This is a genomic window from Streptomyces sp. NPDC030296 (assembly GCF_055572815.1).
The window spans coordinates 51,991-75,414 of the sequence record NZ_JBVICQ010000006.1; the positions used below are offsets into that span (position 1 = coordinate 51,991).

The 23,424-nt window shown below is 71.2% G+C and carries 15 protein-coding genes; 11 read left to right on the forward strand and 4 right to left on the reverse strand.

All coding sequences use genetic code 11. The annotated features are described in order from the left end of the window. Positions 1 to 85: 85 nt before the first annotated feature. The 5 genes from ACZ4Z3_RS18490 (at position 86) to hflX (ending at position 7,363) form a co-directional block, all read left to right on the forward strand. The gene (locus ACZ4Z3_RS18490) at positions 86 to 616 is read left to right on the forward strand and encodes a hypothetical protein (protein ID WP_099968146.1); all 531 of its coding nucleotides are present in this window, start codon (positions 86 to 88) and stop codon (positions 614 to 616) included. Positions 617 to 690: 74 nt separating this feature from the next. Beyond that, entirely contained in the window at positions 691 to 1,560 is an 870-nt protein-coding gene (dapF, locus tag ACZ4Z3_RS18495; RefSeq protein WP_468501979.1) for a diaminopimelate epimerase, read from the forward strand. 296 nt (positions 1,561 to 1,856) lie between these two features. Beyond that, positions 1,857 to 4,019 carry a RelA/SpoT family protein gene (locus ACZ4Z3_RS18500; protein WP_468501980.1) on the forward strand — a complete coding sequence of 721 codons (2,163 nt, stop codon included), beginning with the start codon at positions 1,857 to 1,859 and terminating at the stop codon, positions 4,017 to 4,019. Between the two features lie 149 nt (positions 4,020 to 4,168). Beyond that, on the forward strand, positions 4,169 to 5,659 hold the full coding sequence (locus ACZ4Z3_RS18505) for a M1 family metallopeptidase (RefSeq protein ID WP_468501981.1): 1,491 nt from the start codon (positions 4,169 to 4,171) through the stop codon (positions 5,657 to 5,659). A gap of 207 nt (positions 5,660 to 5,866) precedes the next feature. Beyond that, positions 5,867 to 7,363 carry a GTPase HflX gene (gene hflX / locus ACZ4Z3_RS18510; protein WP_055712297.1) on the forward strand — a complete coding sequence of 499 codons (1,497 nt, stop codon included), beginning with the start codon at positions 5,867 to 5,869 and terminating at the stop codon, positions 7,361 to 7,363. A 75-nt stretch (positions 7,364 to 7,438) separates the two neighbouring features. Here hflX and ACZ4Z3_RS18515 read toward each other — a convergent pair whose 3' ends face one another. After that, positions 7,439 to 8,626, reverse strand: a complete 1,188-nt coding sequence (locus tag ACZ4Z3_RS18515; protein WP_468501982.1) for a trypsin-like serine peptidase — start codon at positions 8,624 to 8,626, stop codon at positions 7,439 to 7,441. A 178-nt stretch (positions 8,627 to 8,804) separates the two neighbouring features. Next, on the reverse strand, positions 8,805 to 10,031 hold the full coding sequence (locus ACZ4Z3_RS18520) for a trypsin-like serine peptidase (protein WP_468501983.1): 1,227 nt from the start codon (positions 10,029 to 10,031) through the stop codon (positions 8,805 to 8,807). Between the two features lie 377 nt (positions 10,032 to 10,408). Here ACZ4Z3_RS18520 and ACZ4Z3_RS18525 point away from each other — a divergent pair, with 377 nt between their 5' ends. The 4 genes from ACZ4Z3_RS18525 to ACZ4Z3_RS18540 all read left to right on the forward strand — a co-directional run bounded on the left by ACZ4Z3_RS18525 (position 10,409) and on the right by ACZ4Z3_RS18540 (position 17,663). Next, positions 10,409 to 11,899, forward strand: a complete 1,491-nt coding sequence (locus tag ACZ4Z3_RS18525; RefSeq protein WP_468501984.1) for a diaminobutyrate--2-oxoglutarate transaminase family protein — start codon at positions 10,409 to 10,411, stop codon at positions 11,897 to 11,899. A gap of 309 nt (positions 11,900 to 12,208) precedes the next feature. Further along, entirely contained in the window at positions 12,209 to 14,479 is a 2,271-nt protein-coding gene (locus ACZ4Z3_RS18530) for an IucA/IucC family protein (RefSeq protein ID WP_468501985.1), read from the forward strand. 70 nt (positions 14,480 to 14,549) lie between these two features. Further along, entirely contained in the window at positions 14,550 to 15,299 is a 750-nt protein-coding gene (locus ACZ4Z3_RS18535) for a GNAT family N-acetyltransferase (RefSeq protein ID WP_468501986.1), read from the forward strand. A gap of 369 nt (positions 15,300 to 15,668) precedes the next feature. After that, positions 15,669 to 17,663 (forward strand): ATP-dependent DNA helicase, encoded by a 1,995-nt coding sequence (locus ACZ4Z3_RS18540; RefSeq protein WP_468501987.1) that lies wholly within the window; start codon positions 15,669 to 15,671, stop codon positions 17,661 to 17,663. Between the two features lie 135 nt (positions 17,664 to 17,798). Here ACZ4Z3_RS18540 and lexA read toward each other — a convergent pair whose 3' ends face one another. Beyond that, a complete protein-coding gene (lexA, locus tag ACZ4Z3_RS18545; protein ID WP_055512494.1) occupies positions 17,799 to 18,575 on the reverse strand; it encodes a transcriptional repressor LexA in 777 nt (258 codons plus the stop codon). Positions 18,576 to 19,134: 559 nt separating this feature from the next. On the opposite strand from lexA, the gene nrdR reads away from it, so the two are divergent. Next, positions 19,135 to 19,698: a transcriptional regulator NrdR gene (gene nrdR / locus ACZ4Z3_RS18550; RefSeq protein ID WP_468501988.1), complete on the forward strand. Its 564-nt coding sequence runs from the start codon at positions 19,135 to 19,137 to the stop codon at positions 19,696 to 19,698. 160 nt (positions 19,699 to 19,858) lie between these two features. Beyond that, complete coding sequence (locus tag ACZ4Z3_RS18555; protein WP_468501989.1) at positions 19,859 to 22,753, forward strand: vitamin B12-dependent ribonucleotide reductase; 2,895 nt, start codon at positions 19,859 to 19,861, stop codon at positions 22,751 to 22,753. 70 nt (positions 22,754 to 22,823) lie between these two features. Here the strand turns inward: ACZ4Z3_RS18555 and ACZ4Z3_RS18560 are convergent, their stop codons facing one another. Beyond that, positions 22,824 to 23,357, reverse strand: a complete 534-nt coding sequence (locus ACZ4Z3_RS18560) for a TerD family protein (protein ID WP_468501990.1) — start codon at positions 23,355 to 23,357, stop codon at positions 22,824 to 22,826. Positions 23,358 to 23,424 lie beyond the last annotated feature (67 nt).

Below are 23,424 nucleotides of genomic sequence, written 5' to 3' on the forward strand. Positions count from 1 at the left end.
GTCGCCCCGGCGGTCATCCCGGCCTCCGGGAGCGTGCCATCATCGAGCTTCGATCGACCAAGTGGAGTCCGAGTTGGGAGGGCGCGTGGCGATGGAGGCCGGCCCTCGCGACACCGCACAAGGCGCGGAGCACGGTACCGCGGACGACGCGGACCAGCTGGTTACCGAGGGGTACGCACTGGACCTCGACAGCGGTCCGCTGAGCCCCGACGGGCCGGACGACCAGACTCCGGACGGCGTGACCGACGACGGACCGGAACCGGACGAGATGTCCGCACCGGAGGTCGAGGTCGAGCTGCGCCCCCAGCGCAGGCTCCGTCTGTGGCAGCTCGCCCCCATCGTGGGCCTCGGCGCGGTCGGCTCCCTGATGTTCGCCTTCCCGCTCGCCTTCGAGTTCGGCGACGGCGGTGCCGTGGTCGCCATGCTCGGTCTGCTGATCTGCTCCACCGCCGGCGGCTGGGGCATGATGGCCGCACGCCGTGTGGGTTACACGTGGCCCGGTCTGCCCGCGCGGGGCTCCGGACGCCGCCCGGACTGGCGGGTCGTCCTCGGGTACGCCCTGGTGCTGGCCGCCGTGGTCGTCCTGGCCGTCTGGCGCGTGGCCCGGCTGCGCTAGGGCGCGTCGGCGTACGGGTGCCCCGTGAGCCGGTGCCCGGAGGGCACGGCCCCTCCACCCCGTACGATCGAGGAATGAGCACGCGGATCGCCTTCCTCAAGGGGCACGGGACCGAGAACGACTTCGTGATCGTCCCCGACCCCGAGAACCTCATCGACCTCACTCCCGCCGCCGTCGCCGCGCTCTGCGACCGCCGCGCGGGGATCGGGGGCGACGGCGTGCTGCACGTCGTACGGTCGGCCGCGCACCCGGAGGCCACGGGCATGGCCGCCGAGGCCGAGTGGTTCATGGACTACCGCAACGGCGACGGATCGATCGCCGAGATGTGCGGGAACGGCGTCCGGGTCTTCGCCCGCTACCTCCAGCACGCCGGCCACGTCACCGAGGGCGACCTCGCCGTCGCCACGCGCGGGGGCGTCAAGCGCGTCCACATCGCCAAGGACGGCGACGTCACCGTCGGCATGGGCACGGCACGCCTCCCCGAGGGGGACGTCACGGTGAGCGTCGGCGACCGCAGCTGGCCCGCGCGCAACGTGAACATGGGCAACCCGCACGCCGTGGCCTTCGTCGACGACCTCTCCGACGCCGGCGACCTGTACGCCCCGCCCCCGTTCAGCCCGGCCGCCGCCTACCCGGACGGGGTCAACGTCGAGTTCGTCGTCGACCGGGGCCCGCGCCATGTGGCGATGCGCGTCCACGAGCGCGGCTCCGGCGAGACCCGGTCGTGCGGCACGGGCGCGTGCGCCGTCGCCGTGGCCACCGCCCGCCGGGACGGCACCGACCCGGCCGCGACGGGCACCCCGGTCACGTACACGGTCGACGTGCCCGGCGGAACCCTCGTCATCACCGAACGGCCCGACGGCGAGATCGAGATGACCGGCCCCGCCGTGATCGTCGCCGAAGGCGAACTCGACGCCAACTGGCTCGAAAACGCCGTGCGTTGAGTCATGTGAGGCTCGACACAGTGGTATGCGGGTCCCGGATGCCGCAGGTGTGCGAGCCGACCCCCTGCTCAGGGGCGCGAATCCCAGGCAGGGCCGGGGTCGCGTGGCTCGAAACCGCAAACACCGGAACCTTCGCTCTAATGGGTGATCCGTTTCACGCTCGCCGAGAGGCGGTCAGGTGGGCGTGATGGGCTCGGTAGCATCAAGCACCGGCACGGACGGGGGAACGACAGGATCCCTGAGCCGCCGCACGCCATGGGGCACCCGTCCGCCGGTCCACGCAGCCGGAGGTGCCCATGAGCGCGGAGGCCACGAACCCCGCCGTATCGCCCGCCCCTGCGCCGCCCGCAGCGCACCGCAGGAAGGGCCGGCCTCGTATCGACCTGCGCCGTCTGGGCCGTGCCGCACTGCTGGGGCCGGCCGCCCGTGACCGGTTGCCCGACGCCATCAGCCATGTCGCCGAGGCCCACCGCGCCCACCACCCCGACGCCGATCTCGAACCGCTGCGCCGGGCGTACGTCCTCGCCGAGTCCTCGCACCGCGGCCAGATGCGCAAGAGCGGCGAGCCGTACATCACCCACCCGCTCGCCGTGACACTGATCCTCGCCGAACTCGGCGCGGAGACCACGACCCTGACGGCCTCCCTGCTCCACGACACCGTCGAGGACACGGACGTGACGCTCGATCAGGTGCGCGAGCAGTTCGGCGAGGAGGTGCGCTACCTCGTCGACGGCGTCACCAAGTTGGAGAAGGTCGACTACGGCGCCGCCGCCGAGTCCGAGACCTTCCGCAAGATGCTCGTCGCCACCGGCAACGACGTCCGTGTGATGTCGATCAAACTCGCCGACCGGCTGCACAACATGCGCACCCTCGGCGTGATGCGCCCCGAGAAGCAGGAACGCATCGCCAAGGTCACCCGTGACGTGCTGATCCCGCTCGCCGAACGCCTCGGCGTCCAGGCCCTCAAGACCGAACTGGAGGACCTCGTCTTCGCGATCCTCCACCCCGAGGAGTACGCCCACACCCGCGAACTGATCGCGGACAACGCCGCCCGGGAGAGCGACCCGCTCGCCGAGATCGCCGAAGAGGTGCGCGGGGTCCTGCGCGAGGCCGGCATCCAGGCCGAAGTCCTCATCCGGCCCCGTCACTTCGTCTCCCTGCACCGGGTCTCGCGAAAACGCGGCCAGCTGCGCGGCACCGACTTCGGACGGCTCCTCGTCCTCGTCAACGAGGACGCCGACTGCTACGCCGTCCTCGGTGAACTGCACACCTGTCTCACCCCGGTGGTCTCGGAGTTCAAGGACTTCATCGCCGTACCGAAGTTCAACCTCTACCAGTCGCTGCACACGGCCGTCGCCCGCGGCGACGGGCAGGTCGCCGAAGTCCTCATCCGCACCCACCAGATGCACAAGGTCGCCGAGGCCGGAGTCGTCGCGCTCGGCAACCCCTACGCCGCACCCGCCGAGGACCAGACCGACGGTGACCGGGCCGACGGCGACGGCGAGCGCGTCGACCCCACCCGTCCCGGCTGGCTCTCCCGCCTCCTCGACTGGCAGCAGGCCGCTCCCGACGCCGACATGTTCTGGTCCACTCTGCGCGAGGACCTCGCCCAGGACCGCGAGATCACCGTCTTCCGGCCCGACGGCGGCACCCTGGGCCTCCCGGAGGGCGCCAGTTGCGTGGACGCCGCCTACGCCCAGTACGGCGAGGACGCGCACGCCTGCATCGGCGCCCGCGTCAACGGTCGTCTGGCGACGCTGAGCACGGTGCTGAGGGACGGCGACACCGTCCAGCTCCTCATGGGCCAGGACCCCGCCTCCGAGCCCTCCAGGGAGTGGCTGGAGCACGCCCACACCCCCGCCGCCCGCATCGCCATCCAGCGCTGGCTCGCCACCCACCCCTCGTCCGCCGCCGACGAGCCGCACGCCCTCGACGCCGAACGCAAGGACGGGGCGCCCGCCCCCCGCCCCGCCCACGACGAGCCCACCACGCCCTCGGACACCGCGAACGCCGTGGTCGTCGCCGACCAGCCCGACGCGAACGTCCGCCTCGCCGGCTGCTGCACCCCCGTACCGCCCGACGAGGTCACCGGCTTCGCCGTCCGCGGGGGAGTGGTGACCGTGCACCGGGTCGAGTGCGCCGCCGTGACACGCATGAAGGGCCTGGGGCGCGCGGAGATCGCCGTGCACTGGGGGGACACCACCGAGTTCCGGGTCACCCTCGTCGCCGAGTCGTTCCAGCGGCCCCACCTCCTCGCCGACCTCACCGAGGCCATCGCGCTGGAGGGCGTCGCCATCGTCTCCGCCACCGTCGAACCCCCGACCCAGCAGCGCGTCCGGCACACGTACACGGTGCAGCTCCCGGACGCCGCCCTCCTCCCGAACCTGATGCGCGCCATGCGCGACGTGGCGGGCGTCTACGACGTGGCCCGGCCCCAGCACCAGGCGGCCGCCCAGTAGCCACCTGCGGGCCGGGCGGCTCGGCGGACCGCCGTTTTGGCCGCTCGTTCGGGTGGTACGGCTACGCGTCGGATCGCCGGGCCGCTCGTTCGGGTGGGACGGCTGCGAGTCGGCGACGCGGACAGGGAGCGCGCTGGTAGCGGTGGCCCATGCCGCTCACCCCACGCCTCAGGGCCCGCCGTACCAAGGCGCTGCTCACCTCCGCCGTCTCCGTCTGCCTGATCGCCGCGAGCGCCCCCTCGCCCGCCGTCCCGCTCGGCGTCGGCGACCGCCTCTTCCCGCACCTCGGCAACCCCGGCTACGACGTGCAGTCGTACGACCTCGCCTTCACATACCCGGGCGACAACCTCAAGCCCCTGACGGCCGTCACCGCGATCGACGCCCGCACGACCTCCCCCCTGGAGCGGGTCAACCTCGACTTCACACACGGCAAGGTCAGTTCCGTCGAGGTCGACGGGGCGCCCGCCACCTTCACCACCGCGGGCGAGGACCTGGTGATCACCCCCCGGCAGCCGCTCCCCGCGGGCAGCCGGACACGCATCACCGTGCGGCACACCAGTGACCCCGTGTACACCGGGGACGAGGAGGGTGGCTGGGTGCGGACCGTCGACGGGCTCGCCATGGCCAATCAGGCCGACGCCGCCCACGTGGTGTTCCCCTGCAACGACCATCCCTCCGACAAGGCCATGTTCACCGTCCGCGTCACCGTGCCCGACGGCTACACGGCCGTCTCCAACGGTCTGGACGCCGGGACGCGCCGCGGCCCCCGCACCACCACCTGGACGTACCGCACCGAACACCCCATGGCCACCGAGCTGGCCCAGGTGTCCATCGGCCGCTCCGCCGTCGTGCGCCGCTCCGGACCGGGCGGTCTGCCCGTCCGCGACGTGGTCCCCGCCAAGGACCGCGAGCGGCTCGAACCGTGGCTGCGGAAGACCCCGGCCCAGATCGCGTGGATGGAGCGCAAGGTCGGCCGCTACCCCTTCGAGACGTATGGGGTGCTCATCGCCGAGGCGCAGACCGGGTTCGAACTGGAGACGCAGACCCTCTCCCTGTTCGAGAGGGAGCTGTTCGTCCGCCCCGAGTACCCGAAGTGGTACGTCGAGTCGATCATGGTGCACGAGCTGGCCCACCAGTGGTTCGGCAACAGCGTCAGCCCCCGCACCTGGTCCGACCTGTGGCTCAACGAGGGGCACGCCACCTGGTACGAGGCCCTCTACGCCGAGGAGACGGCCGGCCGCCCCATGGAGACCCGGATGAAGGCCGCCTACAGCGCCTCCGACCGCTGGCGGGCCGCCGGTGGCCCGCCGGCGGCCCCCAAGGCGCCCGAGGCCGGCGACAAGATCGACATCTTCCGGCCGAACGTCTACGACGGGGCCGCGCTCGTCCTGTACGCCCTGCGCGAGGAGATCGGCCGCCCCGCCTTCGAACGGCTCCAGCGCGAGTGGGTCACCGTCCACCGCGACGGCGTCGCCTCCACCGCCGACTTCCAGCGGCTCGCGAACCGGATCGCCGGACGCGACCTCGACGCCTTCTTCCAGGGCTGGCTCCACGGCGAGCGGACCCCTCCCATGCCGGGGCACCCGGACTGGGAGGCGGCCCCCGCCGGGGCCTCGGCCAAGCGGAAGACGGGAGAATAACCCGCGTGACGAGACGAGGCGTGCCGTGCGACCATCGTCGAGTCGGCGACGCGGCCCACACCCGGTCAGCCGTGGACCGGCCCCTGGGGGCTGGTCCGGGGTCGGCCGAGACCGTGTCCGGGAATCTCCGGGCATGCCCGGGCGTTGTCGCCATGGACGGACCGAGATCCGTCACCCCTTCGGTACCCCCATCGACGTAAGGATCCAATGACCTCCTCTTCATCCCCTTCCCAGGCCGCACAGCGCGCCTTCGCGCAGAACAATCCCGAGGGTCTTCGGGCCGATGCCCTGATGGAAGAGGACGTCGCCTGGAGCTTCGAGATCGACGGCGAGCGGGACGGCGACCAGTTCGACCGCTCCGAGCGCGCGGCACTACGCCGCGTCGCGGGCCTCTCCACCGAACTCGAGGACGTCACCGAGGTCGAGTACCGCCAGCTCCGCCTGGAGCGAGTCGTGCTCGTCGGCGTCTGGACCACGGGAACCTCGCAGGACGCGGAGAACTCCCTGGCCGAGCTGGCCGCCCTCGCGGAGACGGCGGGCGCGCTCGTGCTCGACGGAGTGATCCAGCGCCGCGACAAGCCGGACGCGGCCACCTACATCGGTTCCGGCAAGGCCGGCGAGCTGCGGGACATCGTCCTCGAATCGGGCGCCGACACTGTCATCTGCGACGGTGAGCTGAGCCCGGGGCAGCTCATCCACCTCGAAGACGTCGTCAAGGTCAAGGTCATCGACCGTACGGCCCTGATCCTCGACATCTTCGCCCAGCACGCCAAGTCCCGAGAGGGCAAGGCCCAGGTCGCGCTCGCGCAGATGCAGTACATGCTGCCGCGACTGCGCGGCTGGGGTCAGTCGCTGTCCCGGCAGATGGGCGGCGGCAAGGGCGGCGGCCTCGCCACCCGTGGTCCCGGTGAGACCAAGATCGAGACGGACCGGCGACGGATCCGCGAGAAGATGGCGAAGATGCGCCGGGAGATCGCGGAGATGAAGACCGGCCGCGAGATCAAGCGCCAGGAGCGCAGGCGGAACAAGGTTCCGTCGGTCGCCATCGCCGGCTACACCAACGCGGGCAAGTCCTCCCTGCTCAACCGGCTCACCGGCGCGGGCGTCCTGGTCGAGAACGCCCTGTTCGCGACCCTCGACCCGACCGTGCGCCGGGCCGAGACCCCGAGCGGGCGGCTGTACACGCTGGCGGACACCGTCGGCTTCGTACGGCATCTGCCGCACCACCTCGTCGAGGCGTTCCGCTCCACGATGGAGGAGGTCGGCGACTCCGACCTGATCCTCCACGTGGTCGACGGTTCCCACCCGGCGCCGGAGGAGCAGCTGGCCGCCGTGCGCGAGGTCATCCGTGACGTGGGCGCGACGAACGTCCCCGAGATCGTGGTGATCAACAAGGCGGACGCGGCCGACCCGCTGACGCTGCAGCGCCTGCTGCGGATCGAGAAGCGCTCCATCGCGGTCTCGGCCCGCTCCGGCCAGGGCATCGAGGAACTGCTCGCCCTGATCGACAACGAACTGCCTCGTCCGTCGGTCGAGATCGAGGCGCTCGTGCCGTACACGCACGGCAAGCTCGTCGCCCGCGCCCACACCGAGGGCGAGGTGATCTCCGAGGAGCACACCCCGGAGGGCACCCTGCTCAAGGCCCGGGTGCACGAGGAACTGGCGGCGGACCTGGCACCGTACGTACCGGCGCCGACGGCCTGACCCGTCACGCGAAGGAAGGCCCGTCCCTCCCCCGAGGGGCGGGCCTTCGACGACGGCTCACCGGGCGGACATCGCTCACTGATCGCCGTACGACATGCTCAGGTCGTCGTACAGCGCCTTGGCACTCTTGCCCAGTTGGGGTCCGGCCAGCCAGGTGTTGTCGGCCGGGCCGATCGACGTGTTCGAGACGAGCCGGGGCGCGCCGTCGACCATCCGGAACCAGCCGCCGCCCGACGAACCGCCCGTCATCGTGCAGCCGATGCGGTACATCGTCGGCAGCGACGCGCCGAGGGAGAGCCGCCCGGGCCTGTCGACGCAACGGAACATGGTCAGGCCGTTGTACGGCGGTGCCGCCGGATAGCCCCAGGCGCCGAGCGAGTCGATCGCGGACGCGGCGGGCGCCGAGAAGTCCACGTCCAGCGCAGAACCGACGGTCTCCTCCAGCGACTTGGAGCCCGCCTCCGGCTTCACATGCAGGACCGCGTAGTCGTACGCCGCGCCGGCGCCGCCCTCCTGTGAGCCGCCCGCGATCCACTCGTCCGAGGTCGCGGCCCAGTCCGCCCACCACTGGCCGAACGGAGCGACCTCCTCCGCAGGAGCGCCCGCGGCCAGCTCCTCCTCGGACCTGCCGAAGTCGTTGTAGGCCGGGACGAAGACGATGTTGCGGTACCAGCCGCCGCCGCTTCCCGCGTGCACACAGTGGCCGGCGGTCCACACCAGGTTGGACCTCCCCGGACGGTTCTCGTCCGAGACGACCGTGCCCGAACAGACCATCGCGCCTTCGGGCGAGTCGAAGAAGATCTTGCCGACGGGACCGGCGTTCACGTGGTACGGCGTCTTCTCGGCCACGGCCTCGACCGGTGCCGGAGGCGGGTCACTGACGCTCTGGTCGACGGAGGCGTCCTGCGAGGAGACCGTCTTCGCCGGGTCCTCGGCCTCGCGCATCCGCTCCGCGTCCCACAGGTCCTCGATCACCGGGTTGAAGAACTCCTCGGCCTCACCGAGCCACTGCTCCTCGTCCCAGTCCTTCCAGCCGCCGTCCTCCCAGTCGTCGACGTCGACGCCGTGCTCCTCGAGCCGGTCGGCGATGTCATCGGGGACACCGTCACCGTCACCGTCCCTGTCGGCGGTGCGGGACGCGACGACGTCGGGTTTGTCGCTCGTGCCCCCGTCGGCCGAGCCGCAGGCGGTCGCAGTCAGCGCGAGCACCGCGATCAGTCCGGTGGCGGCGAGGAGGGACTGCCGCCGATATGAGAAGCGCATGGTTCTCGACCCCCGTCGGAACTGCTCCTTGTGTCACGCCCACTATGCGGGGGCGCTGGGGGACGAGCGCAGAGCGCGCGGCCGAAATTTCCGCGCGCCTCCTCCACAACACGTCGGCGGCTGCCTTCCGACAGCCGCCGCACCGTCGTCGCACACGGTCGTCACCGCGTGCCCGACATCACCGCTGGGCGAACTTCTCGCTCACCGCGTCGTAGATGCCCTGAGCCTCCTCGCCCAGCCGGGGGCCGGCCAGCCAACCCGCGCTCACCGGGCCGATGGAGGTGTTGGACACCAGCGCCGGCCTGCCGTCGGAGCCGGTCGCCACCCAGCCGCCGCCCGACGAACCGCCGGTCATGGTGCAGCCGATGCGGTACATCGTCGGGTCGGACTCGACGAGCGAGAGCCGCCCCGGCTTGTCCGTGCACTGGTACATCGCCTCGCCGTCGTACGGGGCGCCCGCCGGGTAGCCCGTCGCGGTGATGCTGTCCACCTGCGGCACGGCCGGCGCGTCGAAGTCCACCGGCAGCGCGGAACCGACCGTCTCCTCCAGGGACTTGCCGCCGTTGTCGTCCTCCGGCGTCACATGGATGACCGCGAAGTCGTACGGCGCTCCGTCGCCGCCCTTCTGGCCGCCCTGCTCGATCCACTGGTCCGAGGTCTGCGCCCAGTCACCCCACCACATGCCGTACGGGGCGACCTGGTCCTTGGTGGCCGTCCGCATCTGCGCCGCCGACAGACCGCTGTCGTTGTAGGAGGGGACGAAGGCGATGTTGCGGTACCAGCCGCCCGACTTGCCGGCGTGCACACAGTGCCCGGCCGTCCACACGAGGTTGGACCTGCCCGGATTGGCCGGGTCCTTCACCACCGTCGCCGAGCAGACCATCGTGCCCTCGGGCGCGTCGAAGAAGACCTTGCCCGCCGCCGGCGCGTTCGCGTGGTACTTCGTCGCCACCGCCTCCGCCTGGACGGCCTGGGGGGTCGGGTCGGTGACGCCCTGGTCGCCGGTGAGGTCGCTCTCGTCGACCTCCTTCTCCGGCTCCTCGGCGTCGCGCATCCGGCCCGGGTCCCACAGGTCCTTGATGATCGGGTTGACGTAGTCCTCGGCCTCGCGCAGCCAGTCGTCCTTGTCCCAGTTCTTCCAGGCCCCGCCCCGCCACTTGTCGAGGTCGATCCCGTGCTCCTTGAGCTTTTCCTTGATGTTGTCCGGGATCCGGATCTTGCCGTCGCCGCCGTTGCCCTGGGCGGACGACGACGCCTCGGCGTTCGCCGTGGTGTCCCCCGAGCCGCAGGCGGTGGCGGTGAGCGACAGGGCTGTGGCGAGACCCACCGCTGCCAGGACGGGGGAGGTTCTGCGGCGCGCGCTCCTTCCACGACGAGCGGCGAAGAGCGGGCGTATGGGTCGCATGGTCTGAACTCCCCTGGGGCGTTGAAGAACTCTGTGCTGCCGAAGCGGTGCGCGTACGGCCCTGCCGCACGACCGCCGCCTCTTCGTACGGCTCCGACACGACTCGCGCTCGGCCCGTACGTCTGCTTCTTCGTACGTGGTCGCCGTACGCGCGGCTTGGTACGGATCCGCCGAGCCGGGCGTCCCTCCGGAACGGCACCACACACTATGCGGTCCCTGTGGGGGACATCCGATGGAACGGCAACGGTTCCGTCACGGCAAGGATCTTCGCCTCACCCGCTTCCGAGTGCGTGCCGCGTCGTTGGTACGGGCGGGGACCCGCCGGTGCTCGGTGACCCCTGCCAACTCGCCTCTGAGCAGCGGGAGGAAGTGTAGTCGTGGCGGTGACCGAGTCTGCGGTGGCACCTGTGGGGAGCGGGTCCGAAGGGGCGCGCGCGGGACACGAGGACGAACGGGTGCCCGCGCGGCGGGAGTACGAGGGGGCGCGCTCGGCGCACGAGGGGATCCTGCGGCGGCAGGCGGCGCGCGAGTCTGCGGCGCGCACCTATGCGCGTGCTCTGCCGATCGTGCCGGTGCGGGCTCGAGGGCTGACCATCGAGGGCGCGGACGGCCGCCGCTATCTCGACTGTCTGTCCGGCGCCGGCACCCTCGCTCTCGGGCACAACCACCCGGTCGTCCTCGAAGCGATCCGCAAGGTCCTCGACTCAGGCGCCCCACTGCACGTCCTCGATCTGGCCACCCCCGTCAAGGACGCCTTCACCACCGAACTGTTCCGCTCCCTCCCTCCCGGCCTCGCGGACCGCGCCCGCGTGCAGTTCTGCGGGCCCGCCGGCACGGACGCGGTGGAGGCCGCGTTCAAGCTGGTGCGGGCGGCGACCGGCCGCACCGGGATGCTCGCCTTCACCGGCGCCTACCACGGCATGACCGCCGGGGCGCTCGAAGCGTCCGGGGGCGCCGGTGAGGTACGGGTCGCCCGCCTGCCCTATCCCCAGGACTACCGCTGCCCGTTCGGCATCGGCGGCGAACGCGGCGCCGAACTCGCCGCACGCTGGACGGAGTCCGTCCTCGACGACGCCAAGTCCGGTGTTCCGTCGCCCGCCGGGATGATCCTCGAACCCGTCCAGGGCGAGGGCGGTGTCATCCCGGCGCCGGACGGGTGGCTGCGACGGATGCGCGAGATCACGGCCGCGCGGTCCATCCCGCTGATCGCTGACGAGGTCCAGACGGGTGTGGGGCGCACGGGTCGCTTCTGGGCGGTCGAACACAGCGGGGTCGTCCCCGACGTCATGGTCCTCTCCAAGGCCATCGGCGGCAGCCTTCCCCTGGCCGTCGTGGTCTACCGCGACGACCTCGACGTGTGGCAGCCCGGCGCCCACGCGGGCACCTTCCGCGGCAACCAGCTCGCCATGGCCGCGGGAACCGCCACCCTCGCCTACGTCCGGCAGAACGGCCTCGCCGAGCGCGCCGCGACCCTGGGCGCCCGGATGCTCGCCCGCCTTCGCCTGCTCACCGAGGAGTTCGCGTGCGTCGGCGATGTACGGGGGCGGGGGCTGATGATCGGCATCGAGTTGGTCAACCCCGAGGCGGCCCTCCCCCCGGGCGCCACCGGCCCGCACCCTCCCGCCCCGTCCATCGCCACCGCGGTCCAGCGCGAGTGCCTCCGCCGCGGTCTGATCGTCGAACTGGGCGGCCGCCACGCGGGCGTCGTACGCCTCCTCCCTCCTCTGACGCTCACCGACGAACAGGCCGACGCCGTACTCGACCGCCTCACGGACGCGATCGCCTCCGTGGCCAGCGCAGCGGCGCGAGGGCCGGGAGCGGTACGTCACGAGGCGGCCGTGAACCCGGGGCGCGCGCCCGGGGGCTGAGCGTGCGGACGGGTCGGACAACCGGGTGGCTCGGACAACCGGCCGGTGCGGTCACCCCCACGCCACCCCAGCAGCCCTCTCAGCAGCCGGCCCGCCCAGGCCCCGAGGACTTCCGCCCCGGCCTCGTCCCCGCCACGCGCGCACCCCTCGGGCGACCCGCACCTCCCGCCGCCGCACGACCGCGCGACCATCCCGCACGGAGCACCGCAACGGCTCACGCGGAGCACCGCACGAACACCCCGCACGACCGCCTCGCGCGGGACCACCGCACGACCACCCCCGCCCGGACCACCACATCCAGGAATTCCCTTGACCGCGACCCCCGCCTCCGAAGGCCGCACCGACGCCTCCGAGGACCACGCCCCCGCCCCACGGGCGCCCCTCACCCCGGCCGAGCCCGACACCGTGCCGACAGACGCGCCCTCCCGACACCGGGCCACCAGCCCCGAGCCCCTCCCCACCGGCGAGCTTCTCGACCACCTCGACCCGCACAGCGCGGCCCAGACCGCGGCCGTCGAGAACCTGCTGCGCTGCTGGGTACGCGAACACGACCTCACCCGCCCCGACGACGCCACCCTCCGCATCCCCCTCCCCGCCACCGGTACGGCCCTCCTCGTCCCCGTTCACTACTGGTCCCCGACCGGCTGGCACCGCTTCGGCTTCCCCCGCCTCGCCGACGCCCCCGAGACGGCACCGCCCGCCGACGCGGTGACGGTGGCGGCGTTGCTTTCCAGAGAGGAGGAGGCAGGTGGCCCACCGGCTCCGCACAGCCGGCCCGTTCCGCATGACCAAGCGGCGCCGCAGAGCCAGTCGGCAGCGCACGACCATCCGGCCCCACTCGGTCAACCGGCCCCGCACGACCAGTCGGTCCTCCTCGGCCAGTCGGGCCCGCTCGACTCACTCGACCTCGTCGGTCGGGTCGCCGACTCCGTCCGGCGCGTCGCGGGGTTCATCGCCGAACGGCGGGTCCGGCCGGATGACGGGCCGGATCTGTTCCTCGCCGCTGAGCAGGCCCTCGTCCTCGGGCACCCGCTGCACCCCACCCCGAAGAGTCGGGAAGGGCTGTCCGAGGCGGAGGCGCGGCTCTACTCACCCGAGTCGCGTGGCTCCTTCCCCTTGCACTGGCTGGCTGTCGCACCCTCCGTTCTGTCGACCGACTCGGCGTGGACGGAGCGTGGCCGAGTCGTCCCGGCCGAGCGACTGAGCGCACGGCTGGCTGGCCCCGGCCTTCCGCTGCCCGACGGCTACGCCGCCCTGCCCGTCCACCCCTGGCAAATGCGCGAGGTCCGACACCACCCGACCGTCGCCGCCCTCCTCGACGCCGGACTGCTGCTCGACCTCGGCCCCCACGGCTCGCCGTGGCACCCCACCTCCTCCGTCCGTACCGTCCACCGCACCGCCGCCCCCGCGATGCTGAAGCTGTCGCTGGGGCTGCGGATCACCAACTCCCGTCGGGAGAACCTCCGCAAGGAACTCCACCGGGGCGTCGAGGTCCACCGCCTGCTGCGCACCGGTCTGGCCAAGGAGTGGCAAGCCGCCCACCCGGGGTTCGACATCGTGCGCGACCCGGCCTGGCTTGCGGTCACCGCGCCGGGCGGTGACCCCGTGCCCGGCCTGGACGTGGTGATCCGGCACAACCCGTTCGGCCCGGCGGACGACGCGTGCTGTGTGGCGGGGCTCGTGTCACCGAGGCCGTACAGGGACCGAGCGCCAGTGGGCGGGACACTCGCGGACGGGCCGCTGGCGAGCGGGCAGCACGCGCACCGGCCGTATGCGGACGAGCCACCTGTGGCCGGGCCGCAAGCGGAGGGGCCGTTCGCCGAAGGCCCGCACCCGGATGGCGCGCACCAGGCAACCCGCATCCCCGGACAGCGGGCCTCCCTCCGCGGCCGGGCACCGCATCACCTCGCGGACCCGCAGGCGGCCGGTCACGCCGACCGTCTTCCGGAGGGCCCCGCCATGCGGTCCCGGCTCGCCGAAGTCGTCACCCGCATCGCCGGGCGCACAGGGCGCCCCCGAGGTGCCGTCGCCGCCGAGTGGTTCCTGCGCTACCTGGAGCAGGTCGTGCGGCCCGTGCTGTGGCTGGACAGCGAGGCCGGGATCGCCCTCGAAGCCCACCAGCAGAACACCGTTGTCCTGCTGGACTCCGACGGCTGGCCCCAGGGCGGGCGGTACCGCGACAACCAGGGCTACTACTTCCGCGAGTCCCGTCGTGCGGACCTCGACGCCCGACTGCCCGGCATCGGCGAGCACAGCGACACCTTCGTCTCCGACGAGGTCACCGACGAACGGTTCGTCTACTACCTCGGCATCAACAACGTGCTCGGTCTCATCGGTGCGTTCGGCTCGCAAGGCCTCGCCGACGAGCGACTGCTGCTCGCCGCCTTCCGCCGTTTCCTCACCGATGTCGCCACCGGCCCCGCCCGGTTGGACACCACCCTGCCGGCCCTGCTGCTCGACTCACCCGTCCTGCGCTGCAAGGCCAACCTGCTGACCCGGCTGAACGGCCTCGACGAACTCGTCGGCCCGGTCGACAGCCAGTCCGTCTACGTCACCATCGCCAACCCCCTCCACCGCTGACCCGGCCACTGTCGACTCCCTTCACGTCCCGAGGAACATGACCCACCCCATCCACTGAGAGGAGCGTCGCGTGCCTCCCACCGATGCGAGCGCCACATCCGGCACCGACTCGGGCACCACCCGGGCCCCCAGCAACGAGGACACACTCGAACTGCGCCTGCCCGACGACCTGGCCGCGTTCCTCGCCGAGGACGCCGACCCGGACGGTGGGCACACCGACCCGGGCGGGGCGGCACTCTCGGACACAGGGGAACTGCTGGATCACCTCGCCGAGTGGCGACCCGCGGTCACCCCCGTCGGCACGCTGCGCCTCCTCCCCGTCCGCCCAGGACGGGACCTCCCGCTGATCACCCGCTGGATGAACGACTCCGCCGTGGCCTCGTCCTGGAAGCTCGCCGGACCCGAGGAGGTGACCGCGAACCACCTCCGGGCCCAGCTCGACGGTGACGGTCGCAGCGTGCCCTGCCTCGGTGTGCTGGACGGCACCCCGATGAGCTACTGGGAGATCTACCGGGCGGACCTCGACCCCATCGCCCGCCATTACCCCGCGCGCCCCCACGACACAGGCGTCCACCTCCTCATCGGTCCGGTGGCCGACCGCGGGAGGGGTCTCGGCTCCGCCCTGCTCCGCGCCGTCGCCGATCTCGTCCTGGACAACCGTCCTTCCTGCGCCCGCGTCGTCGCGGAACCCGACCTTCGCAACTTCCCCTCCGTCTCCGCTTTCCTCACCGCCGGTTTCCGGTTCTCCGCGGAGGTCGACCTGCCCGACAAGCGGGCCGCCCTCATGATCCGGGACCGGCTGCTGCGCGATCTGATGTAGATCCGATGTGCACCTGCTGTGACGCCGTCATTCCTGGTACACCGCCCGGCCCGATCCGGTTCCCGATCGCGCCCGACAAAATGCCGAGCACGCCGAGCAGCGCCCGCTTCCGTCCCCCTCCCACCGAAGAGAACCCCTCTTGATCCCGCGCTCCGCCCTCCATCCCGACCTCTGTCCCGCGCCTTGCGCCACCCTTCATCCCGACCTCCGTCCTAACCCCCGTACCGACCTCCGTCCCAGGCTGTCTCCCCACCTCCGTCCCGCCCCCGGCGCCGCTCCGCCCGCCCCCTGCCCCGCCCCTCTCCCCATCCCCGCCTCCTCCGTCGCGATCACCCGTTTGTCAGTGCGGCGCCGTAGGGTGGTCGCGCTATGACGAAGCCCTCACTCCACGAACTCCTGCACGCCGCCGTCACCGCCGTCGGCGGCATGGAGCGCCCCGGCCAGGTGACCATGGCCGAAGCCGTCGCGGAGGCGATCGACGACGGCTCCCATCTGCTGGTCCAGGCCGGCACCGGCACCGGTAAGTCGCTGGGCTACCTGGTGCCCGCCCTCGCGCAGGGAGAGCGCGTCGTCGTGGCCACGGCGACCCTGGCCCTCCAGCGGCAGCTCGTGGAGCGCGACCTGCCGAGAACGGTCGACGCGCTGCACCCGCTGCTGCGCCGCCGCCCCGAGTTCGCGATGCTCAAGGGCCGGTCGAACTACCTGTGTCTGCACCGCCTCAACGAGGGCGTGCCCCAGGACGAGGAGGACGGCCTCTTCGACCAGTTCGAGGCGGCCGCCCCCTCCAGCAAACTGGGCCAGGACCTGCTGCGGCTGCGGGACTGGTCGCAGGAGACCGAGACCGGCGACCGGGACGACCTCACCCCCGGTGTCTCCGACCGCGCCTGGTCCCAGGTGTCCGTGTCGTCGCGGGAGTGCCTGGGCGCCTCGAAGTGCGCGTACGGCGCCGAGTGCTTCGCCGAGATGGCCCGGGAGCGCGCCAAGCTCGCCGAGGTCGTCGTCACCAACCACGCCCTGCTCGCGATCGACGCCATCGAGGGCGCCCCGGTGCTCCCGCCGCACGAGGTGCTGATCGTCGACGAAGCCCACGAACTGGTCTCGCGGGTGACCGGCGTGGCCACGGGCGAGCTGACCCCCGGCCAGGTCAACCGTGCGGTGAAGCGGGCGGCGAAACTCGTCAACGAGAAGGCCGCCGACCAGCTCCAGACCGCCGCCGAGGGCTTCGAGCGGCTGATGGAGCTGGCGCTTCCCGGGCGCCTGGAGGAGATCCCCGAGGACCTGGCGTACGCCCTGATGGCGCTGCGTGACGCCGCCCGCACGGTGATCACCGCGATCGGCACCACCCGCGACAAGTCGGTCCAGGACGAGGACGCCGTTCGCAAGCAGGCCCTGGCCGCCGTGGAGAACGTGCACGAGGTCGCGGAGCGCATCAGCAACGGCTCCGAGTGGGACGTCGTCTGGTACGAGCGGCACGACCGCTTCGGCGCCTCCCTGCGCGTGGCCCCCATGTCCGTGTCGGGCCTCCTCAGGGAGAAGCTCTTCGCGGACCGTTCCGTCACCCTGACCTCGGCCACACTGAAGCTGGGCGGCGACTTCAACGGCGTGGGCGCCTCCCTGGGGCTGGCGCCCGAGGGCACCGAGGGGGACGACTTCCCGCAGTGGAAGGGCGTCGACGTCGGCTCGCCGTTCGACTATCCGAAGCAGGGCATCCTCTACGTCGCCAAGCATCTGTCGCGTCCCGCCCGGGACGGCGACCGGGCGGACATGCTGGACGAGCTCACGGAGCTGATCCAGGCGGCCGGCGGCCGGACTCTCGGCCTGTTCTCGTCGATGCGGGCGGCCCAACTGGCGGCGGAGGACCTGCGGGTCCGCATCCCGGAGTTCCCGATTCTCCTCCAGGGCGAGGAGACGCTGGGAGAGCTGATCAAGGGCTTCGCGGCCGATCCGAAGACGTGTCTGTTCGGCACGCTCTCCCTCTGGCAGGGCGTCGACGTGCCGGGCCCCAGCTGCCAGCTGGTCGTCATGGACAAGATTCCGTTCCCGCGTCCCGACGATCCGCTGATGAGCGCCCGCCAGAAGGCCGTCGAGGAAGCGGGCGGCAACGGTTTCATGGCGGTGGCGGCCACGCACGCCGCCCTGCTGATGGCCCAGGGCGCCGGCCGCCTCGTGCGGGCGCAGGGCGACCGGGGCGTCGTCGCCGTCCTCGACCAGAGGCTGGCGACGGCGCGGTACGGCAGCTATCTGAAGGCGTCACTGCCCGACTTCTGGTACACGACGGACCGTAACCAGGTGCGGAAGTCGCTCGCCGCGATCGACCAGGCGGCAAAGACCCTCGAAGAGGCGAAGGCGGCCGAAGAGGCGTAGCAGAGCCGGTGGCCCGCCCCCGACAGGGGACGGGCCACCGGGCACGAAAGCCCAGGACCCCGGAACCGGCGCAGTGGATTCCGGGGCCCGGATCAGGGGCGCGGACCGGCACGGGAGGCCGTCCGCCGCGAGGGGTCAGACGCGGCGCAGGACCGCCACCACCTTGCCGAGGATGGTCGCGTCGTCGCCCGGGATGGGCTCGTAGGCGGCGTTGTGCGGCAGCAGCCAGACATGGCCGTCCTCGCGCTTGAAGCGCTTGACCGTGGCCTCGCCGTCCAGCATGGCGGCCACGATGTCGCCGTTCTCGGCGACCGGCTGGCGGCGGACCGTCACCCAGTCGCCGTCACAGATCGCGGCCTCGATCATGGAGTCACCCACGACCTTCAGGACGAACAGCTCGCCGTCACCGACCAGCTGGCGCGGGAGCGGGAACACGTCCTCGACCGACTCCTCCGCCAGGATGGGGCCACCGGCCGCGATCCGGCCGACAAGCGGCACATACGACGCGGCGGGCTTGCCGGCGGTGTCGGTCGGCTGCGCCGCCGCCTGGTCGGAGCCGCGGACCTCGTAGGCACGAGGGCGGTGCGGGTCGCGGCGCAGGAAGCCCTTGCGCTCCAGGGCCATCAGCTGGTGCGCCACGGACGACGTGCTCGACAGGCCGACCGCCTGACCGATCTCCCGCATCGACGGCGGGTACCCGCGCCGCTGCACGGAGTCCCTGATGACCTCGATCACCCGGCGCTGCCGGTCGGTCAGTCCGGAGCTGTCCGCCCTGATGCCTGGAGGTCGGCCGGGCAGGGCCCGCTTGGGCCCCTCATGGTTCGGAACTTCGTTCATCGCGTGCACCGGCTCGAGTCGGCCCTGGGAGCGGTCCTGGGCAGTGATGGTGGCGCTGTCTGCGGTCGTGGTCACGTCGGCCCCTCTCGATGGTCTCCCGTGCAGCACAACGGTAGTTGCTTTCGAAAGGTTGCGCCAAACACACGTTCGAGTGAAAAACCATGGATTACCTGACGTGACCATGTGTGCGGGTGTATGGCTCGGCTGCTCCGGGCGGACAAAACCGCTGATTGCTGTACTCTTCACCGCCGGGGCGGGGGCTTCGTGGGCCGCTGTCGCCGCGCGGCACAGTCTGCCACTCCCCACCTCTTCCGTCGGGTACCGGTACCCGGCTTTCTCCGGTTCCCCTCGCGTTCCGGTCCGATCCGGCGCGTCCGGGTCCGTTCCGCGACGGCGCGGATGCGCTCCGCGACGGCTCCTCCCTCCGGCACTTGCCAGTACGGGTGCGACACGCGCGTCGTGTGGGGATTTACGTGCCAAGCCCTACATCTAGTGCTTGGATTGCAGCAACAGCCCAGAAGTTGTGGTCCCCCCGGTCTGAGGGCTCATGGTCATCCCCTATGCTTGGGGCTGCTTCGCGGGGTCCAAGAGGCTCGTGGGGCTATTGAGTCGCGCTGTGAGGAGGGTTGGAGTTATGCACTGTCCCTTCTGCAGGCACCCCGACAGCCGTGTCGTCGACAGTCGTACGACGGACGACGGCACGTCGATCCGCAGGCGCCGCCAGTGTCCGGACTGCTCCCGTCGTTTCACGACGGTGGAGACGTGCTCGCTGATGGTGGTCAAGAGGTCCGGTGTGACCGAACCCTTCAGTCGTACCAAGGTCATCAACGGCGTCCGCAAGGCATGCCAGGGACGGCCTGTCACCGAGGACGCGCTCGCCCAGCTCGGTCAACGGGTCGAGGAGGCGGTGCGCGCCACCGGCAGCGCCGAACTGACCACCCATGACGTGGGTCTGGCCATACTCGGTCCGCTGCAGGAACTCGACCTCGTCGCCTACTTGCGGTTCGCCTCGGTCTACCGGGCGTTCGACTCGCTGGAGGACTTCGAGGCCGCCATCGCGGAACTCAGGGAAGAGCAGGGGAAGCGCCCCGACGCGGACGACGACGGTGTCGGCAACGCGATCGAGGGGTGCCGGGAGGACGACCGCGGGTCCGGAGGGGCTGTCCAGGTCCCCGTGCCCGCCAACGCCGCCGACTGAGGGCGGGCCGCACCTCCGGACCGTCAGGACCGGGTGTCGGCGGCGATCCGAGACCTGTCGCGGACGGCTGTGCGAGCCGGGTCGCGACACAAGACAGAACACCGTGTCACAGGAACAAAGTGGCACTTCAGGGCGTTTTAGCCCGATACAGGGAGGCGGCATGACAGAGACGGCGAGCGGTCCGGCACGGAGTTCCCGCGCCAAGGGCACCAAGGCGAGCAAGGGCCTGCGTATCGAGCGCATCCACACCACCCCCGGCGTGCACCCGTACGACGAGGTGGCCTGGGAGCGCCGTGACGTCGTCATGACCAACTGGCGCGACGGCTCGGTCAACTTCGAGCAGCGTGGCGTCGAGTTCCCCGAGTTCTGGTCGGTGAACGCGGTCAACATCGTCACCAGCAAGTACTTCCGGGGCGCCGTCGGCACCCCGCAGCGCGAGGTGAGCCTGAAGCAGCTCATCGACCGCATCGTGAAGACGTACCGGAAGGCCGGTGAGGACTACAAGTACTTCGCCTCGCCCGCCGACGCCGAGATCTTCGAGCACGAACTGGCGTACGCCCTCCTGCACCAGATCTTCAGCTTCAACAGCCCCGTCTGGTTCAACGTGGGCACCCCGCAGCCCCAGCAGGTCTCCGCCTGCTTCATCCTGGCCGTCGACGACTCCATGGAGTCGATCCTCGACTGGTACAAGGAAGAGGGCATGATCTTCAAGGGCGGCTCCGGCGCCGGCCTGAACCTCTCCCGTATCCGTTCCTCCAAGGAACTGCTCTCCTCCGGTGGCAACGCCTCCGGTCCCGTCTCCTTCATGCGCGGTGCCGACGCGTCCGCGGGAACGATCAAGTCGGGCGGTGCCACCCGCCGTGCCGCCAAGATGGTCGTCCTCGACGTGGACCACCCGGACATCGAGGACTTCATCGAGACCAAGGTGAAGGAGGAGGAGAAGATCCGCGTCCTGCGCGACGCGGGCTTCGACATGGACCTGGGCGGGGACGACATCACCTCCGTCCAGTACCAGAACGCCAACAACTCGGTCCGTGTGAACGACGAGTTCATGAAGGCGGTCGAGCAGGGCGGCGACTTCGGTCTGCGGGCCCGCATGACCGGCGAGGTCATCGAGCAGGTCGACGCCAAGGCGCTGTTCCGCAAGATCGCCGAGGCCGCCTGGGCCTGTGCCGACCCCGGCATCCAGTACGACGACACCATCAACAACTGGCACACCTGCCCCGAGTCCGGCCGGATCACCGCGTCGAACCCGTGCAGCGAGTACATGCACCTGGACAACACGTCCTGCAACCTCGCCTCGCTGAACCTCATGAAGTTCCTGAACGACGACGGCAAGGGCAGCCAGTCCTTCGACGTCGAGCGATTCCAGAAGGTCGTCGAGCTGGTCATCACCGCGATGGACATCTCGATCTGCTTCGCGGACTTCCCGACCCAGAAGATCGGCGAGAACACCCGCGCCTTCCGTCAGCTCGGCATCGGCTACGCCAACCTCGGCGCCCTGCTCATGGCGACCGGCCACGCGTACGACTCCGACGGCGGCCGCGCCCTCGCCGGCGCCATCACCTCCCTGATGACCGGCACGGCCTACCGCCGCTCCGCCGAACTGGCCGCGGTCGTCGGCCCGTACGACGGCTACGCCCGCAACGCCGACGCCCACAACCGCGTCATGAAGCAGCACTCCGACGCCAACGGCACCGCCGTGCGCATGGACGACCTGGACACCCCGGTCTGGGCCGCCGCCACGGAGGCCTGGCAGGACGTGGTCCGCCTCGGCGAGAAGAACGGCTTCCGCAACTCGCAGGCCTCGGTGCTCGCCCCCACCGGCACCATCGGCCTCGCGATGTCCTGCGACACCACCGGTGTCGAGCCGGACCTGGCGCTGGTCAAGTTCAAGAAGCTGGTCGGCGGCGGCTCGATGCAGATCGTCAACGGCACGGTCCCGCAGGCCCTGCGCCGCCTGGGCTACCAGGAGGAGCAGATCGAGGCGATCGTCGCCCACATCGCCGAGCACGGCAATGTGATCGACGCCCCGAGCCTCAAGCAGGAGCACTACGAGGTCTTCGACTGCGCCATGGGTGAGCGGGCCATCTCCCCGATGGGCCACGTCCGCATGATGGCCGCGATCCAGCCGTGGATCTCGGGCGCCATCTCCAAGACGGTCAACATGCCGGAGACGGCGACCGTCGAGGAGGTCGAGGAGATCTACTTCGAGGCCTGGAAGCTGGGCGTCAAGGCGCTGGCGATCTACCGCGACAACTGCAAGGTCGGCCAGCCGCTCTCCGCCAAGACCAAGGAGTCGGAGAAGGCGGAGATCACCGAGAAGGCCGAGGACACCATCCGGACCGCGGTCGAGAAGGTCGTCGAGTACCGCCCGGTCCGCAAGCGCCTCCCGAAGGGACGTCCCGGCATCACCACGTCCTTCACCGTCGGCGGAGCCGAGGGCTACATGACCGCCAACTCCTACCCGGACGACGGTCTCGGCGAGGTCTTCCTGAAGATGTCCAAGCAGGGCTCCACCCTCGCGGGCATGATGGACGCCTTCTCCATCGCGGTCTCCGTCGGCCTCCAGTACGGCGTGCCGCTGGAGACGTACGTCTCGAAGTTCACCAACATGCGCTTCGAGCCGGCCGGTATGACGGACGACCCGGACGTGCGGATGGCCCAGTCGATCGTCGACTACATCTTCCGCCGCCTGGCGCTGGACTTCCTGCCCTTCGAGACGCGTTCCGCGCTCGGCATCCACTCCGCCGAGGAGCGTCAGCGCCACCTGGAGACGGGTTCGTACGAGCCCGCGGAGGAGGACGTGGACGTCGAGGGCCTGGCCCAGTCGGCCCCGCGGCAGACGGACCTGAAGGCCGTGGCCACGCCGCGGGCCGAGGTCGAGGCGGCCAAGCCCGCCCCGAAGCAGGCGCACACCAGCGCCGAGCTGGTGGAGATGCAGCTGGGCATCCACGCCGACGCCCCGCTCTGCTTCTCCTGCGGTACGAAGATGCAGCGGGCCGGCTCCTGCTACATCTGCGAGGGCTGCGGCTCGACCAGCGGCTGCAGCTGACCTCTTGAGGCACTGAAGGGCGGCACGGCCCATGGCTGTGCCGCCCTTCGGCGTCCGTGGCGCGGGTGCGTCAGGACTCGCGCGGGGCGCCCATCACGCGGGCGAAGGTCGCCGGGTCCTCGTCGTAGCCGTGGAGACCGGGAAGGAAGCTCCAGGAGCCGGAGCCGTCCCGGACGAACTCGGCGACGACCGCGGCCGTGGAGCCCTGGACCGAGGCGAAGTCGTCCTCGGCCAGGACGGTGTAGTCCTCGCGGATGCGCAGGCCCGGCTTGATGACGTCACCGAAGGTCTTCGGGCTCGCCCCCTGCTGTATGGCCACGCCGATCACCACACGCCCGTACCGGCCGTCGAGGCGGTTCAGCTCGACGGTCATCACCTCGTCCCAGCCGAAGCCCTGGCCGGTCTTGCTGTCGCGGTTGAGGGTGATGGTGCCGTCGGGCGAACGGCTGTCGAAGTGCACGACGTAGGCGGGATCGCCGCTCGGGTCGGCCGCCGGGTAGGTCGCCGCGACGATGTCGAGGTCCGAGGGCGGCTGACCGGCGGGGCTCGGATCCCACTTCAGCGACACCTCGACCTTGCGGATGCCCTTGTTGAGGCCGTTCAACAGAACTCTCCTCCCCGTTCTCCGGTGCGTGAGGGCCGAACTGCTCCCCAGTCCAGGCCAGTTGCCC